The sequence below is a fragment of the Nocardia sp. A7 genome (assembly GCF_046549215.1).
Taxonomy (GTDB): domain Bacteria; phylum Actinomycetota; class Actinomycetes; order Mycobacteriales; family Mycobacteriaceae; genus Nocardia.
The window spans coordinates 627,883-643,074 of the sequence record NZ_JAJPWE010000005.1 but is presented as its reverse complement, the minus strand read 5'-3'; the positions used below and the strand labels follow the sequence as shown (position 1 = coordinate 643,074).

13 protein-coding genes are annotated in these 15,192 nt (G+C 66.8%); 3 read left to right on the top strand and 10 right to left on the bottom strand.

Annotated features, from left to right (window positions below; genetic code table 11):
- Positions 1–66 precede the first annotated feature (66 nt).
- Positions 67–978 (top strand): hypothetical protein, encoded by a 912-nt coding sequence (locus tag ACLJPD_RS28550; protein WP_410876246.1) that lies wholly within the window; start codon positions 67–69, stop codon positions 976–978.
- A gap of 7 nt (positions 979–985) precedes the next feature.
- Here ACLJPD_RS28550 and ACLJPD_RS28545 read toward each other — a convergent pair whose 3' ends face one another.
- The 5 genes from ACLJPD_RS28545 to ACLJPD_RS28525 form a co-directional block, all read right to left on the bottom strand.
- Positions 986–2,662, bottom strand: a complete 1,677-nt coding sequence (locus tag ACLJPD_RS28545) for a DUF885 domain-containing protein (protein ID WP_410876245.1) — start codon at positions 2,660–2,662, stop codon at positions 986–988.
- Between the two features lie 78 nt (positions 2,663–2,740).
- Positions 2,741–3,382 carry a DNA alkylation repair protein gene (locus ACLJPD_RS28540; protein WP_410876333.1) on the bottom strand — a complete coding sequence of 214 codons (642 nt, stop codon included), beginning with the start codon at positions 3,380–3,382 and terminating at the stop codon, positions 2,741–2,743.
- Between the two features lie 68 nt (positions 3,383–3,450).
- On the bottom strand, positions 3,451–4,083 hold the full coding sequence (locus tag ACLJPD_RS28535) for a class I SAM-dependent methyltransferase (RefSeq protein ID WP_410876244.1): 633 nt from the start codon (positions 4,081–4,083) through the stop codon (positions 3,451–3,453).
- A 38-nt stretch (positions 4,084–4,121) separates the two neighbouring features.
- Positions 4,122–4,835 (bottom strand): DUF3159 domain-containing protein, encoded by a 714-nt coding sequence (locus ACLJPD_RS28530; protein WP_410876243.1) that lies wholly within the window; start codon positions 4,833–4,835, stop codon positions 4,122–4,124.
- 222 nt (positions 4,836–5,057) lie between these two features.
- Positions 5,058–5,612, bottom strand: a complete 555-nt coding sequence (locus ACLJPD_RS28525) for a hypothetical protein (RefSeq protein WP_410876242.1) — start codon at positions 5,610–5,612, stop codon at positions 5,058–5,060.
- 330 nt (positions 5,613–5,942) lie between these two features.
- Between ACLJPD_RS28525 and ACLJPD_RS28520 the strand changes: the two genes are divergently transcribed.
- On the top strand, positions 5,943–6,758 hold the full coding sequence (locus ACLJPD_RS28520) for an NAD(P)H-binding protein (RefSeq protein WP_410876241.1): 816 nt from the start codon (positions 5,943–5,945) through the stop codon (positions 6,756–6,758).
- A gap of 342 nt (positions 6,759–7,100) precedes the next feature.
- Positions 7,101–7,907: a DUF4129 domain-containing protein gene (locus ACLJPD_RS28515; protein ID WP_410876239.1), complete on the top strand. Its 807-nt coding sequence runs from the start codon at positions 7,101–7,103 to the stop codon at positions 7,905–7,907.
- 58 nt (positions 7,908–7,965) lie between these two features.
- Here the strand turns inward: ACLJPD_RS28515 and ACLJPD_RS28510 are convergent, their stop codons facing one another.
- The 5 genes from ACLJPD_RS28510 to ACLJPD_RS28490 form a co-directional block, all read right to left on the bottom strand.
- Positions 7,966–8,553, bottom strand: coding sequence for a TetR/AcrR family transcriptional regulator (locus tag ACLJPD_RS28510; protein WP_410876238.1), 588 nt, complete (start codon positions 8,551–8,553; stop codon positions 7,966–7,968).
- Positions 8,550–10,091, bottom strand: coding sequence for an MFS transporter (locus ACLJPD_RS28505; protein WP_410876236.1), 1,542 nt, complete (start codon positions 10,089–10,091; stop codon positions 8,550–8,552). The genes ACLJPD_RS28510 and ACLJPD_RS28505 overlap by 4 nt, the downstream gene beginning before the upstream one ends.
- 82 nt (positions 10,092–10,173) lie before the next feature.
- The gene (locus ACLJPD_RS28500; RefSeq protein ID WP_410876235.1) at positions 10,174–11,253 is read right to left on the bottom strand and encodes an alpha/beta hydrolase; all 1,080 of its coding nucleotides are present in this window, start codon (positions 11,251–11,253) and stop codon (positions 10,174–10,176) included.
- A 10-nt stretch (positions 11,254–11,263) separates the two neighbouring features.
- Positions 11,264–12,832, bottom strand: a complete 1,569-nt coding sequence (locus ACLJPD_RS28495; RefSeq protein ID WP_410876234.1) for an ArnT family glycosyltransferase — start codon at positions 12,830–12,832, stop codon at positions 11,264–11,266.
- Positions 12,833–12,848: 16 nt separating this feature from the next.
- A complete protein-coding gene (locus ACLJPD_RS28490; RefSeq protein WP_410876233.1) occupies positions 12,849–15,059 on the bottom strand; it encodes an MMPL family transporter in 2,211 nt (736 codons plus the stop codon).
- Positions 15,060–15,192: the final 133 nt, after the last annotated feature.

Sequence of the window (15,192 nt, the reverse complement as noted above, 5' to 3'; positions counted from 1 at the left end):
GGCGTTCGGATATTTTTCGGCTGCCGGCTTGTGATCGGCACCGACCGGCCGGGGTAAGTTCGACCCATGACCTCCACGGCCCTCTACTGCGGCACGCGCTGGGACGAGCAGGGTCGATGGTGCTATGAGCTGCTCGGCGACGACGGAACCACCGAGCTGTTGCCCGGTGTCGGCACGCGGCTGGCGTTCCGGATCACCGATTCCGGGCGATTCTGCCTGGGCTACAACGGGTTCGGCAACGGCCGTCGTGGGCGGCTGGCCTGCCCTCGGCGCGCACGGGTCGACGCCGGGCGCCAATGTGAGCAGTGCCGGATCACCGAGGGCTGGTCGGTGGTGCACAGCCATCGTGGTCCGCTCACGGCCTTGCCCGAACAGGTCCGCGACTACCTGTCGCAGCCACATCACCTCTACATCGCGTATTTCGGCGACGGGATGACCAAGGTCGGGACGGCGTCGGCGTCGCGACGCAATCGCCGTCTCTTCGAACAGGGCGCGCTGGTCGCTCGATTCATCACCGATTCGCCGGACGGACTTCATGTTCGGGATCTCGAACGGACGGTGACCGAGCGCGCCGGGATCGGGCAGGCGGTGGCCGGTGTCACCAAGACCCGCATCCTGACGAAGCCGTTGCGTCCGTGGGCGGTGCTGGAATCAGCCGTCGCCGATGCGGCCGAGCATGCCGTGAGCGCGCTGCCCACCGACATCACCCGCACCGACATCGCCTGGTCCGGTGGGCGTGAGTTCTACGCCACCATCCTCGAGCACGGCCGATTCCCGGTCGCCACCGAAATCGCCGGGGAGCCGGGCGAATACCTCATCGACGCGGTGACCGCGCACGGGCACACGATCGCGTGCCGAGACTCCGCGGGCACCAGCGAACTCGTGTTGGTCAACGACACTCGGCTCGTCGGTCGGCGCATCGAGCTCGACCCCGCGGTCACGGCCGTCGCGCAGCCCGCGCAAACCAGTCTGTTCTGAGCGGCCCTCACTCCATCGCGGCGAGTTGCTCGCGCATCGTGTCCAGGCCCATGCCACCCAATCGCAAAGCGCGCGTGTGGAAGTCCTTCACATCGAACGACGCTCCCGCGCGCGCACGGGCCTCCTCGCGGGCCGTCAGCCACAGGCGTTCGCCGATCTTGTACGCGGGTGCTTGTCCGGGCCAACCCAAGTAGCGGTCGATCTCGTCGCGAGCGGTGGCCTCGTCTTCGAGGGTCCGCGTCAGCAGGAATTCCAGGCCGAGATCGGGAGTCCACCGCTCGCCCTCGTGAAAGTCGGTGCCGGCCGGAATCTCCCATTCGAGGTGCATCCCGATGTCGACGACCACGCGGGCGGCGCGGAACAGTTGCTGCGAAAGCATGCCGAACAGATCACCGTCGTCGTCGAGGTAGCCGAGTTCCTGCATGAGGCGTTCGGCGTAGAGCGCCCAACCTTCGCCGTGCCCGGAAGTGAACGACATCAATCGCTGGTAGGTGTTCAGCGAATCCGCTTCGTGTACCGCGGTAGCGATCTGGAGGTGATGGCCGGGCACACCCTCGTGATAGACCGTGCTGACCTCGCGCCAGGTCGCGAATTCCTCTTTGTCCGGCTCCACCGACCAGGTCATGCGGCCGGGACGGCTGAAGTCCGCGGTCGGGCCGATGTAATACGCGCCGACCACCCCGCCCGGCGGTGCGATGGCGCATTCCAGTTCCATGAGTTCGTCGGGGATCTCGAAGTGCTTGTCGCGCAATGATTCCAAGGCTTCGTCGGATACCTGCTGTAGCCAGGCACGCAGCTCGGCCTGCCCGTGCAGCCGGTATCTCGGGTCGGCGTCGAGCACTGCCGCGGCCTCGGTGAGGGAGGCGCCCGGTGCGATCCGGGCGGCGACGGCCACCATCTCGGCCTCGAGCCGGGCGAATTCCGTCCAGCCCCAGTCGTAGGCTTCCCGCAGGTCGAGGTCGGCGCCGGTGAAATAGCGCGACCAGAGCCGGTAGGTCTGCTCGCCGACGGCGTCCTTGGCGGGCGCGTCCGGCATGAGCTCGGCGCGCAGGAACTCGGCGAGGGCGGCATAGGCCCGCTCAGCCGCGTGCGCACCCTGCCGCAATTGCGCCAGTGGCGCGCCGTCGACACCGTCCGCGGCGGCGACAAACTTGGTGAAGAACCCGGTGTCGGTCCCGGGACCCGCCCAGGCGTCCGCCTGTTCGGCGACCTTGATGACCTGCCGCAGCGCACTGATCTGCCCGCGCTCGGCCGCGACCAGCAGCGAAGCCCGCACGCCCGCCAGCGCCTCGGGTACCCCCGCGAGACGCTGCGCGATCACAGCCCAGTCCGCGGCGGTCTGCGCGGGCATCACGTCGAACACCATCCGAATGTTCTGCACCGGACTTTCGATCACGTTGAGCGAGGCGAGGGGGAGTCCGGCGTCATGGATCTGCACTTCGAGCCCGACGCGTTCGGTGAACACCGCTTTCGCCGAGCGCTCGCCGTTGTCGACAGGTTGCGCATCGAGCATGGCGCGCAACGCTTTTCGCGCGATCTGCGCCCGTGCCTCATGACCGGCAGGCGAATAGTCGGTGAGGCGATCATCGTGTCCGGCGATGCCGAACATGGTGGCCGTGACCGGATCCGCGGCCGCGTACTCCTCGACGAACCGATCAGCTATCTCGTTCACACGCTGAGCCATGTAGACACGCTAACGGTGATCGGCCGCCGACGGGCGATGAGCTCCGCGGGCCGCGCAGGCGTCGGCGATCCGCCGCCTCTAGGTGTTCTGCCTGCGCACGATCTCGGTGATCCAGGTGGGTGCGAAGGGGGAAGTGCAGCCAGGGGGCGTGGGATAGTCCTTCAGGACCTGGAGGCGTTCGCCGATGTCGAGAGCGCGGGCGCGGTGGTCGGGATGGTCGATGCCGATCTGGGCCAGGCAGTGGTTCATCGCCCATTGCAGGCGGTCGGGTGCGGTTTTCATCCCCGACTCGATGAGGTCGAGCAGGTTGTCGAGGTCGAGGCCGTCTGGCTTCTTCGCGACTCGGTCGGTGGTGAGCGCCCAACCCGCGCTCGCGACGACCGGATCCGGATCGGCGAACCACGCCGTGCGTAATTCTTCGGCGTGCGGGTTCTTCTTCACGATATAGGCGACGAGCCAATCGTGGACCTTGGGGGTTCGTGCCTCGCGCAGCATCGTGTCGAGTTGGTCGCGATCGAATGCTCTCGGGCGACAGATCAGCAGGGCGAGGAGTTTCGCCGCGGTGTCATCGGTGTCCCAGAGTTGTTGTGCGAGTGCGGGTTGGGTCTTGAGCCGCTTGGCTATCGCACGCAATTTCGTGAGGTTCACACCGTGGTCGTCACCGTGCTTGGTGTTGACCGCGCGCATCTTCGGATCATCGAGCCCGGCCAGTTCGGCCATCACCTCGTCGGCTGTCACTTCGGGCACCTGCGTCTCCTGATCTCGTGCTCGTCGGTGACCATCAGGGGTCAGGTTCGGGCGTCGGGGCTGGAGTTCGCGCGTGAGAACACCGCCACCAGGAAGTCGGAGTCTTCGGTGAATGGCCGCAGGTCCCAGGTCGAGAGCAACACGTCGACGGTGAGACCGGCAGTTTCGGCATCGGTCAGGAATTCGGAGAACTCGTAGCCGCGGTTCGCTCCGAATCCGATGACAACGCGTCCTCGCGGAGCCAGATGCCGAGCGAAACCTGTCAGCACTGCCACCCGGGTAGCCGGGGCGAGAAACGTCACCACATTGCCCGCACACACGATGGCGTCGAAGTCGGCGCCCGGCAGGTCCAGTTCTGCGAGGTCACCGACCAGCCATGTCGGGCCGGGATGGTCCGCCCGCGCCGCTTCGATGAGCACCGGGTCGACGTCGACCCCGACCACCGTGTGCCCCACATCGTGCAGGTACCCGCCGGTCCGCCCCGGCCCGCAGCCCGCGTCGAGCACTCGGCTACCGCGCCCGACCATCGCATCGATCAACCGCGCCTCACCCACAATGTCGCTCCCTTGCGCAGCGAGCTCCCGAAACCGCTCCACATACCGCCCCGAATGCGTCGGATCGGCGGCGACAATGTCTTCCCAACCGCTGGGCGTCCGCTCATCGGACATGTTCATGATGGTCTCCTCGACTCGGCCGCCGTACGAACCCGACCTTAGTCGCGCTCGATGAGAGGCAGTCGGCGGCTTCGGGGCTCCACTCGAATGGTGCCGCGGACCGTTTCGGTCAGTCGCTTCGTCGAGCGGCGGAATGCCCAGACGACGACCAGCAGGGCCAGCGCCAGCAGCGGGGTTCCCATGACGATCTTCGCGGTCGCCAGCCACCCCGCCGCTTCGGTGTCGTAGAGCCAGTCCTGGACGACGTAGCGGGTGGCGAACAGGGTGGCGAGGGCGAATGTGGCAAGGTCGTGCGCGCGCAGTGACGGGCGGTCCTGCCGCCAAGCGAATTTGTTGCCGTGCATTGCGTTCCACAGCAAACCGGTCAACGGTCGACGGGCCAGCAGTGAACCGAGTGTGACGACGGCACCGGCCAGGCTGGCCCAGATGCCGATCAGGAAGAACCCGCTTGCCGAGCCGGTCCACGCGGCGACCCCACCGGCCACGACGACACCGGTGAGTCCGCCGCTCGCCTGTACGGCGGGCTCGCCGCGGGCGATCCGAATTCCCATGATCACCAGGGCGAGGGCAACCGCCGACCCGATGGCGATCGGCAGTGCCACCAGTGCGTTCGCCGTGACGAACGCGATGATCGGGATGGCCGTGTAGATCATGCCGGTCGTGCCACCGAGCTGATCGATCAGCTTCTGTGTCGGATCGGCAGACGGTATGGGCGAGGAAGTCTCGTCGGGCTCGTGCGGGGAAACAGGCATTGTGCTCTCCAAGCTGTTGCGCGAGAAAGATGTTGTGCGAGGAACATGCACAATGTTCGTCGGCTCGAATGCCGAGAAACAGTGCGCGACAACATCATTTCCAGTGACAGCGTCACGGGTGCGGCATGACATCTGTCATGCGGCGGCCGGTGGAGTGCGAATGCCTGCTGAGCTGACGGGCGCGTGGTGGCCGACCGCGCGGGTCGGCCACCACGCGTGCCGTTACGGCGTCGAGTAGCCGATGAGGGCGCCGATGCCCGCACCGATCGGGATGGTTACCAGTGCGCCGACTCCGCCGAGGAAGAAGCCGAGCACCGCGCCGATGCCCGCGCCGATCAGGGCGCCGATGCCCGCGTTGTGCTGCTTGCGAGCCTGGGCGTCACTGGCCGCGTCGACGAAGTCGGCCATATTGGCATTGACGACGGCCGGTGCGGCGGTGGGACTCAGTGTCGCGGAACGGCCGTCGGCGGAAATGCCCGCGACCAGGTCGAAATCGCCTGCGCCCGTGATGATGCGGGTCGGCAGGGCGGCGACCACCCGGCCTGCGGAGTCGGTCAAGGTGACCGCACCACCGGCTAGAGCGAACGTGCCGCCGGGAGCGGACACGGTGAGCCCGGAGCCATCAGCCAGCGGGCTCGCGGTGAACGCCACGCCGCCATCGACACCGTGCACGATCGGAACCGTGGCTGACGGTGCGGCCTGCGCGGTGGTAGTGGCCGCGAAACCGACGGTTCCTGCTGCGAGAACGGCTACTACGCCGATTCGTGAGAATTGCATCCTGCCCCTCCAGTCTGCCCGCCTGATCCGGCGGAACATCCTCTGCCGGACCGGATCTCGGTCCGAGGACATTTTCGCATCGCCGACGATTCCGTGGAACCCACCAGCGGTGATACCGTAAAAACATCATCACATCGACATAAATGATGAATGACATTGCCACACCATAGATATCGGTACGGTTACCGGAAATTTTCCGATGCTCCGGGCGCGACGCCACCGTCGTCCTCGACCGCCGATCCGGAGATTTCGTCGAAAATTGCCATGTGCGCCGGTCGGATTTCGTTGGCAGGATCGAATGATTCAACGATCCGAGACGGAGGGAAACCGATGACAATCCTGGTGACCGGGGCGACGGCCAATATCGGGCGCATGGTCGTGGACCAGCTGATCGCGCGAGGTGCGAGCGACATCCGCGCGCTCACCATCAACCCGAGCAGAGCGGCACTGCCCGCCGAGGTTCAGGTGGCCCGAGGGCATCTGGGTCGACCGGACAGCTTGCCCGCGGCATTCGAGGGTGTCGATCGGATGTATCTGGCACCGTCGCCGGACAACGTCACCGAGGTGCTCGAGCTGGCGCGGGCCGCCGGTGTGCGGCACGTCGTCGATCTGTCCGGTGAGCCCGAAAGCTGGTGGGGCAGTGTGTGTGACGCGGTGGAGGGCAGCGGCCTGGCCTGGACCCATCTGTGGCCGGCCGATTTCATGGAGAACACGCTGACCTGGTCCCAGCAGATCCGCGAAACCGGCGCCGTCCGGGAACCGCACCCCGGCACTGCGACCGCGCCCATCGCCATGAAAGACATTGCCGCCGTTGCCGCGACCGCACTGCTGACCGACGGCCACGTCGGCCGCGCACACTCGCTCGCGGGCCCGGAGATCCTCACCCGCGCCGACCTGGTGGCTCACCTCGCCGATGCCCTCGACCGCGATATCACCTTCCGCACCTCCACCCGCGAGGAAACCATCGCCGCCCTGCAACCGACCATGGGTGACAACACCACCTGGTACGTCGACAATGTCCTCATCGACTTCACCCCACCCCCGGAATCCCTGCCCACCACCAGCGTTGCAGACATCACCGGCCACCCCGCCACCACGTTCAGCGACTGGGCGCACGCGAATGCCGCCCGCTTTCCAGTCGCCTGACCCACCAGGAAGGCGCGAGGCCGACGATCGGCCCCGCAATATTCATTGCCTCGGGGTAATAAAATGTTGTGGTGTACAAGGAATCGTCGGAATACTGAGGGAGTTCGACCAAATCTTGTGCGGTCGGTTCCTGGTGCGCGGGGGAAATGCCACTATGTGGGCATTTCAGGTGGCTTCCAGGGGTTCGGCGGTAGGGCTGTGGGAAAAATATTGGCGCCAGTAGGTCGATTGGTCGCGGCGGTCGCATTGATTGTCGCGGCGATTATCGCGCTGCACGGGCGTTTACCTGGGACGGTCGTTCCCGGTGAAACCGGCGCGCCTTCGCCGGTGGCTGTCGCATTGATGCCGGTGTTACTGCTGGTTTCGGTAGTGATCTTGCTGGCGGGGGTCGTCGTCAGTCAGCATCGGCTGCCGTTGGCGATGCCCGCTGTCGAACGCGGCCTCAGGGTTCGCTTGTCGTTCAAGCGGTTCGCGGTGCTGGTTCCGGTAGCGCTAAGTGCCGTCGCACTGACGTTCGCGGTCGGGATCACCATGCTGTTCGTCTTGCCCGGTGCCAGGCGTCAGCCTTCGGCGAGACCTCTGATCGACGAGGGGACACCGCCGGTGCCGGACGCGGTCGACATCCAGGTGGTCGACTCGGCGGTCGACTCGTCACGATTGAGTGGGATGGCGTTGCTGGGGGCGGTGGGTCTGGCGATCGTGCTGATCGGCATCGCGCTGGTCGGTCTCGTCGGTGCCACTGTCACCGGGCGGCGCCCGCCCGTGGTCGATGGGGTGGAACTGACCGAGGAGGAGGTGTCGAGCACGGTCGACTCGCTCACCAGGGCAGCCGAGATGGGTCTGGCCGCGATGAACGCGCCGGGTCAGGATGCGCGCACCGCGGTGATCGCCTGCTATGTGGCGATGGAGGCCGGGTTGGCCGCGGATCGTGCTGCGGCGCCGTTGATTTCGGACACCCCGAGAGAAGTGCTGGAGCGCGCTTTCGACAGCGGTGTGCTGCACGACGACGGCGCACACGAACTGGTCGCCCTGTTCGAGGAGGCCAGGTTCAGCCCGCACGCGATGCTGGGCTGGCAACGCATCCGCGCCGAACAACTTCTGCGCCGGGTCCTCGCCGACCTCCAAGCCCGCGACGAAGTACCGGTGTAACCGCCCCGGCGACTGGGCTATTGGTTGCGCAGCGTCTCGCCGTACAACTACGTGCCGATCATCCGCGCGTGCTTCCCCGGAGGGCTGTGCGGAGAACTGCCCGGATGTGATCGGGGTCGGCCGCGCCGTCGTTGAGGAGGATGGCGGTGCACAGGCCGTCGGACAGAGCGACGACGGCCTCGATCGCCTCGGGGTCGTCAGTCTGTGTTCGGGCGAGTTCGGCGACATTGTCGCGCCAGCGGCGCGCGACCGGTCGCAGGGCGGGCCGGCGTGCCGCGAGGGTCGACAGCTCCCGCTCCGCGAGCGCTCGCTCACGTCCGGATCCGGCGGATTCGGCGATGAGCTCGGCGAGGCCGCTGAGTGGGTCGTCATCGGTGTCGACGAGTTCACGGATGCGCAGTGTGTACGCCTCTGTGACGCTGGTCAGGGCAGCTATCAACAGATCGTCCAGGGTGGCGAAGTAGTAGAGGGTCAGGCTGGTCGTGATCCCAGCCTCTTTGGCGACGGTGCGATGGGTGACGCCCGTTGCTCCGTCGCGGCGGACGATCTCGAGCGTGGCCTCGAGGATCTGCGCTCGTCGGCGTCGGCCGCGCAGTGTGCGACCGTCGGCGGTGTCCTGCTCGGTCTCGATCGCTTTCTCCGTCATCGCTCACTCCCGGATGTGGAGACTACCGGCTCCGCCGCACGGTCGTCGGCGCCGAGTGGCCGCAGGTGCCGCAGCGTGACGAAGCAGGTGAGGGCAGCGACCGCGACGGCGATACCCGCTGCGAGAGACGCGGTGTTGAGTCCGCCGGTGAACACGGTTCGCGCGTGGTCGAGTGCGTCGGCCGATATCTGGTTCGACAGGGACGAGGCTCCGGACAGGCTGTTGCTGTAGGTTTCGGCCACCGGTGCCGACAATCCGGCGGGGACCTCGATGTCGCGGTGATAGACCGCGGCGGTGAAACTGCCGAGGAGCGCGACGCCGACGGCGATCCCGAGCTCTTGGACGGTCTCCGACAGCGCGGCCGCCGACCCGGCCTTTTCCGGTGGTGTCGCGCCGACGACGATATCGGTGCCCAGCGCGGCGATGACCCCGAGCCCGAGGTAGACAAGGGCAAAGCCGGTGACGACGGCACGCGTGCTGTCGGTCCCGGCGAGCGCCAACAGCGTGTATCCGGCCAGCGACAGTGTCAACGTGGCCGCCATGACCACTCCTGGTGAGATGCGGGCGGCCACGAGCGGTGCCCCGATGGCCCCGACGAGCATGGCCAACGCGGGCGGGCCCATCCACAGCCCAGCGGCCATCGGCGAGAGGTCCGCGACGAGCTGCAAGTACTGGGTGACCAGGAACATCACGCCACCGAACCCGACCAAGCCGATCAACAACACGGACAGGGCCGCGGAGAAGGCTCGGCTGGTGAACAGCTTCATGTCGAGCAGCGGCTCGGCAAGGCGCAACTGACGACGGACGAACGCGACGGCGGCGGCGCCGCCGACCAGGCCTGCTCCCACGGCCTGGAGGTCGACGCCGTGGTCGGCGGCGTGCTTGATCGCGTAGATGATGGGCAGCAGCGCGGCCAGCGACAACCCGACGCTGAGCAGGTCGAGCCGACCGGCACGTGTCCGGCGCTCCGGAAGCAGCGCCGGTGCACCGGCCAGCACCAGCGCTGCGACCGGGACCGCGATGAGAAAGACCGCACCCCACCAGAAGGCGGCGCTCAGCGCCCCACCCACGATCGGGCCCGCGGCCATCCCCAACGCGAACATGGTCGCCCACACCCCGATGGCCGACGCGCGTTGCCTGGCGTCGGTGAACATGGTGCTGATCAGGGACAGGGTCGAGGGCATCAGCGTCGCTCCCGCCACGCCGAGTAGCGCACGTGCCGCGATCAACCACAGGGCCGTTGGAGCGAATGCCACCGAGACCGAGGCCGCGGCGAATGCCGCCACTCCGATCATCAGCAACCGGCGCCGTCCGATTCGGTCGCCCCACGTTCCCATCGTGATCAGGAGCCCGGCGATGAAGAAGCCGTAGGCATCCATGATCCACAGCGTCTCGGTCGCGGTCGGATCGAGGTCGACGGCCAAGCTCGGTACCACCAGGTACAGAGCCGTCACATCGAGCCCCAGCAGCATGGTCGGCAATGCCAACAGTGCGAGACCGCCCCATTCACGCCGTCCAGCCGACTGTCTCGCGCTCATCGCGCCGCCTCCTCGAACTAATTGAACTATCGTACTAGTTGTACCATCGTTCAACTAAGCAGGAGGTCGGGCCCCATGCGTTCTAGGGCACGAGCAGTGCGGCGGCGCGTTCCCAGTAGGTGTGCATGTCCTGCTCCCAGTAACCCCAGGAATGCGTGCCCGCCGGGCGGAAGTCGAAGGTCGCCGGGATATCAAGGGCGGCAAGTCGATCGCGCAACAACGCGGTGCACACCACGGTGATCCCGTCGAGCACGCCGCCGATGAGCAGCTGATCGAGCAGTTTCATCGGACTGCTCTTGACGCCGGGGCCGGTCAAGGTGTCCAGCGGGCCCGGCAGACCGTTGCCGGTACTGACATACACCTGAACACCGCGCAGCTTCTCGGCGTTGAGGGCCGCGTCGTTGGCTGTCCAGGCCGGATCGGTGGGTGGGCCCCACATGTTCAGCGGGTTGCCGCGCCGCGCGGTGACGATCGAGGCCACCATCGCTTGACCGGCCGGGTTACTGGTCTGGATGCACCCGCTGAACGAGCCGACCATCTGAAACCGTTGTGGCGCTTCCTGTGCCATCCGGAACACCGCCGAGCTGGCCATCGACAGACCGGCGACCGCGTCGCGGCCGGTGCCGTGGAAGGCCGAGTCGATGATCGGCGGGAGTTCGGTGGTGAGGAAGGTCAGCCAGCGGTTGCGTCCGGTGCCGGGATCGTCGGTCTGCCAGTCGGTGTAGAAGGTGCCCGCACCGCCGATCGGCATGACGATGTTCGCCTGTTTCGCACCGAAGAATTCGATGGCGTCGGTCTTGGTGAACCAGTTGCTGCCCTCCCGCCAGTCGGGGGTGTCGGTACCACCGTCGACTCCGTTGATCAGATACAGCGAGCCCGCAGGCGCCGTGGGATCGGCGGCGGGGATGACCGCGACGGTGACCGCGCGGTTCATCGCCGCCGAGTGCACGGTCAGGTCGATCACCTTGCCGGGCCCCTTCGCGGCCGCCGCCACCGCGAACGAACCGTTCGGTGCCGGACGTGCCTCCGCCATCGCGCCGGCGGCGACCAGGTCCGGGGCCGCGTGCGCCGTCGCGACGATGGGCAGGCCCGTGGCGGCGAGCGCCACCGCGAGAGCGAGCCGTCGCACCATCGAATTCACCACTGCCTTGTCTCCGTTCACTGCTGTGTGCCTATTTCCCATGTCGGCTGGTCCCATCGATGAACCGCAGCTGCCTGGTATCGGGCCACAGGACCGACCACGGTTCGCTCGGTCCGCTGCACAACCACACCGCGACGCCGCGGTTCACGCCGGGAAAGCCGAGCGGTTCGTCGATGTGGGTCAGCAGGGTCGTCTGCGCGAAGTGGGTCCGCAACGCGGTGTCGGGATCGTCGACCCCGACGTAGAGGACCGTGGTCGCGTTGTCCGGTGGTGTGCCGAAGTAGCCGTAGCCGCGGTTCGGGCTGAACACGGCCGGTAGACCGGCGGCGGGCCCGAAGTCATCGAGTGCCGCTGCCTGCCAATAGTTCTGGGTCACGATCACCAGAGCTTCGCGCTGTTGCGGCGGAACCCGGTGGTAGGTCTCGGCAACCGCGGTGTTCAGGTCCTCCCACCCGCTCGGACCGAAAAGCACACTGCGCGAATGGATCTGCGAATAGTCGTCGGTGGACTGCCGTAGTGCTGACTCCGGCAGCGGCACGATGACGACGAGCGCGACGCAGATCGCGGTCGTGAGTCCGCCGAAGCAACCGCCGACGATCGCGGCGCGTCGGGTGAACCCCCGGTCTGCCAGATACACCGCACCCGCCGCGAACAGGCCGGGAAACGCACCGGCGACGAAATACGGGCGCAGACCGAACAGGACGACCGCGCCCAGACCGAGCGCGATCATCGGGATCAGGAAGTAGTACGGACGAAACCGCTCGGCCCGCAGTCCCGCCCACATGCCGATGATCAACAGCAGGCCGCCCGCCCCGGTGACCTGAATCAGCGACCACGGCACCGCGAACAGTCCGGCAGTGGCCAGTTGTTCGTCGCGCACGATCGCGCCCATCGCCAGCTGTGGCCAGCCGTTGTCGTGTTGCCACAACAGAATCGGGACGGCCGTTGCGGCGAGCAGTCCTGACCCGAGCCACCAGGCGGGCCGACGCAGCATCTCCCGTGGTCCGAACACGGCCACACCGACGGCGAGCACCGCCCAGATGATCGGAATCAGCCATTTGACCTGGAAGTCGACCGCGGCGACGAATCCCGCCGCGACCAGCAGGTAGTCGTCGCGGGTGCGCACCCAGCGGATCAGCAGCCACGCCAGGGCCGCCGTCAAGGTGAGGTCGAGGGCGAAGGTGCTCAGCATCGCCGATTGCATCACCGCGATCGGGGTGGTCGCGTAGGCGAACGCGGCGACGGTCTGGGCGAGTCGACCACCGCCGAATTCCCTGGCCATCACCGCGCTGAGCACGATGGCCAGCACGGTGAACAGCAGCGCGGGCAACCGCAGCGCGACGGTGGATCCCGGCGCGAGGTAGTCCGACAGTGCTGCCAGGAGTGGAACCAACGGCCCCTGATCGGCATAGCTGACCGACGGATGCCGCCCTGCCGCCAGGAAATACAGTTCGTCGCCGCTGATGCGGTAGCGATCGATCCTGACCAGGAACAGGGTCGCCGCCACGGCGGCCACGATCGACACCTCGCGCCACGCGAAGGCGGGTAGCGCGGTGGTGGGGGTGGCCGGCACATCGACGGTGCCGCTCCGGACGTTCATGGTGTACTCCGCAGGTTCAGTCCCGGTCGCCGCGAGTTGGCGTCGGAGCAGCTCCGGAAGGTGTCGAGTGGGCGAGGATGTCGTGTGCCGGTGCGGGCTGCAGGCGTTTCAACCACCGAGGTGCCCACCAGCAGGCGTCCCCGAGCAGCCGCATGGACGCGGGCACCAGCAGCATGCGCAGGATGGTGGCGTCGATGAACAGTGCGGTCACCATGCCGAAGGCGATGTACTGCATCATCAGCAGATCCGACAGCGCGAACGCGCCGGTGACCACCAAAAGGATCACCGCGGCCGCGGTGATGATGCGGCCCGTGCGGGCAATCCCCGCCTGCACGGCTTCGGTGGTGGAGGCGCCCGCGGCCCTGGCTTCGACGATGCGCGACAGCAGGAACACCTCGTAATCAGTCGACAGTCCGTAGACCACCGAGACGATCACCACCAGGACCAGCGCCATGATCGGTTGTGGGGTGAAGCCGACCAGCCCGGCGCCGTGCCCTTCGATGAAAACCCAGGTCAACACGCCGAGAGTGGCGCAGAGCCCGAGCAGGTTCAGTGCTGCCGCCTTCAACGGCAGTACCAGCGAACCGAACGTCAGCGCCATCAGTAGCGTGCTCGCCAAGAAGACGAAGAGAATCATCAGCGGCATCCGCTCGACCAGCGCGTCGATGCTGTCCTGCTCCACGGCGGGCTGCCCACCGACCATCAGTGTCGCGCCGGGCGGCAGCGGCATCGAACGCAGATAGTCGATGGTCGCCTCGGCATCGCCGGAACCGGCGAGCACGGTCTGGGTGGTGAGGATCTGGGGCTGGAACGGCGACTGCATCGGTTCGGCGAACGGCGCTGCCAAGCCGGGGGCGTGGTTGGCGTCGGCACGGACGGTCTCGGCGGTTGTGGGGTCGAAAGTCACGATGACCAGGTCGATCGGGTCGATCTGGCGCAGCGGGAACAGTTCGTCGAAGTGCTGCTGGGCCAGGCGCGTCGGGTGTTCCGGCGGGAGAAAGCGCTCGTTGATGGAGCCGAAGGCCAGGTGCTGGATCGGGATGATGAGCAGCAACAAGCCGAGGCAGATCGGAATCGCTACCGCCAGCGGACGTTTCATGACTCCGGCGGCGAACCGGCCCCACCTGTTGTCGGGGACACGGTCGCTCGCGACCGGTTTACGGAACCAGTCGACGCCGAGCCAGTCGACGCGCCTGCCCAGCACGGCCAGCATCGCGGGCAGCAGGGTGATCGAGGTGAGCGCGGCCAGCGAAATGGTGATGATGGCGCCGTAGGCAAACGATCGCAAGAAGCCCTGCGGGAACACCAGAATGCCTGCCGCCGCGACCACGACGATCAAGGCCGAGAACAACACCGTGCGCCCCGCGGTGGTCACCGAGCGCCGGACCGCGTCGTCGACCGTGCGACCGTCGGCGAGTTCCTCGCGGAAACGACTCAGGACGAACAGCCCGTAGTCGATGGCCAAGCCCAACCCGATCATCGAAACGACAGGGGAGACGAAGGAGTTCACCTCGGTGACCGCGGTGAGGCAGCGCAGCAGGCCCCACGCGCCGAGCATGGTGAGTCCGCCGACGATCAGCGGAAGTGCGGCCGCGACGACGCCACCGAACAGGAAGAACAGCAGGACCGCGACCACCGGGATGGCGAACAACTCCACGCGCCGCTGATCCTGGATCATGGTGTCGTTCAACGCGAGGGTGACCGGTTGTCCGCCTGCGAGTTCGACCTCGACCCCGGGGATCACGAACTCCTCGGCGATCTCGCGGTAGTTGCGGCCCTGTTCGGTGGGATCGAGGCCGCTGACCGCGACCGAGGCGAACGCGTAGTCACGGGCGGGCGAGCCGAAGACATCAGGAAGCGCCACACCGGAATCAGTCGGCCAATACGCGCCGTTGACCCGGTCGATCTGGTCCGGGAACCGTTGGGTCAGGTTGTTCAGGCCCGCCACGACGGTCTCGGCGAAGGCCGGATCGTCGATCGTGGTGCCCTCGGGCGCCCGGACCAACAGGATCACGTCACCGCTGTGGTCACGGCCGAACGCGTTGTCGCGAATGTGCGTCGCGCGAACCGACTCCGAGGACGGATCGTCGAATCCCTGCGCGCTGAGATCCGCGCCGAGGCCGAGTCCATAGGTTCCCAGTGCCAACAATCCGGTCACCATCACCATGATCACCAGATATCGCCGCCGGACGACGGTGTCTGCCCACTGTGTCAACTCGGCGAACACATTCGCCTCCCAACTACTCGCGATGGGGTCGAACTTGTCAGCAGTCGATGGTCTTTTCGGTCGCTACCGCGCAATATTGCGGCCGGTCACAAAGACTCTCGAAACATTGTTGTGAACCGTGACTTCGCGACAT

What these genes read in the sequence shown, in the direction of transcription:
- ACLJPD_RS28535 (WP_410876244.1), bottom strand. Translation starts at nt 4,083, where the DNA reads ATGAACATGTCCGATGAGCGGACGCCCAGCGGTTGGGAAGACATTGTC.
- ACLJPD_RS28525 (WP_410876242.1), bottom strand. Translation starts at nt 5,612, where the DNA reads ATGCAATTCTCACGAATCGGCGTAGTAGCCGTTCTCGCAGCAGGAACC.
- ACLJPD_RS28505 (WP_410876236.1), bottom strand. Translation starts at nt 10,091, where the DNA reads ATGAGCGCGAGACAGTCGGCTGGACGGCGTGAATGGGGCGGTCTCGCA.
- ACLJPD_RS28550 (WP_410876246.1), top strand. Translation starts at nt 67, where the DNA reads ATGACCTCCACGGCCCTCTACTGCGGCACGCGCTGGGACGAGCAGGGT.
- ACLJPD_RS28495 (WP_410876234.1), bottom strand. Translation starts at nt 12,832, where the DNA reads ATGAACGTCCGGAGCGGCACCGTCGATGTGCCGGCCACCCCCACCACC.
- ACLJPD_RS28510 (WP_410876238.1), bottom strand. Translation starts at nt 8,553, where the DNA reads ATGACGGAGAAAGCGATCGAGACCGAGCAGGACACCGCCGACGGTCGC.
- ACLJPD_RS28520 (WP_410876241.1), top strand. Translation starts at nt 5,943, where the DNA reads ATGACAATCCTGGTGACCGGGGCGACGGCCAATATCGGGCGCATGGTC.
- ACLJPD_RS28515 (WP_410876239.1), top strand. Translation starts at nt 7,101, where the DNA reads ATGCCGGTGTTACTGCTGGTTTCGGTAGTGATCTTGCTGGCGGGGGTC.
- ACLJPD_RS28540 (WP_410876333.1), bottom strand. Translation starts at nt 3,382, where the DNA reads ATGGCCGAACTGGCCGGGCTCGATGATCCGAAGATGCGCGCGGTCAAC.
- ACLJPD_RS28545 (WP_410876245.1), bottom strand. Translation starts at nt 2,662, where the DNA reads ATGGCTCAGCGTGTGAACGAGATAGCTGATCGGTTCGTCGAGGAGTAC.
- ACLJPD_RS28530 (WP_410876243.1), bottom strand. Translation starts at nt 4,835, where the DNA reads ATGCCTGTTTCCCCGCACGAGCCCGACGAGACTTCCTCGCCCATACCG.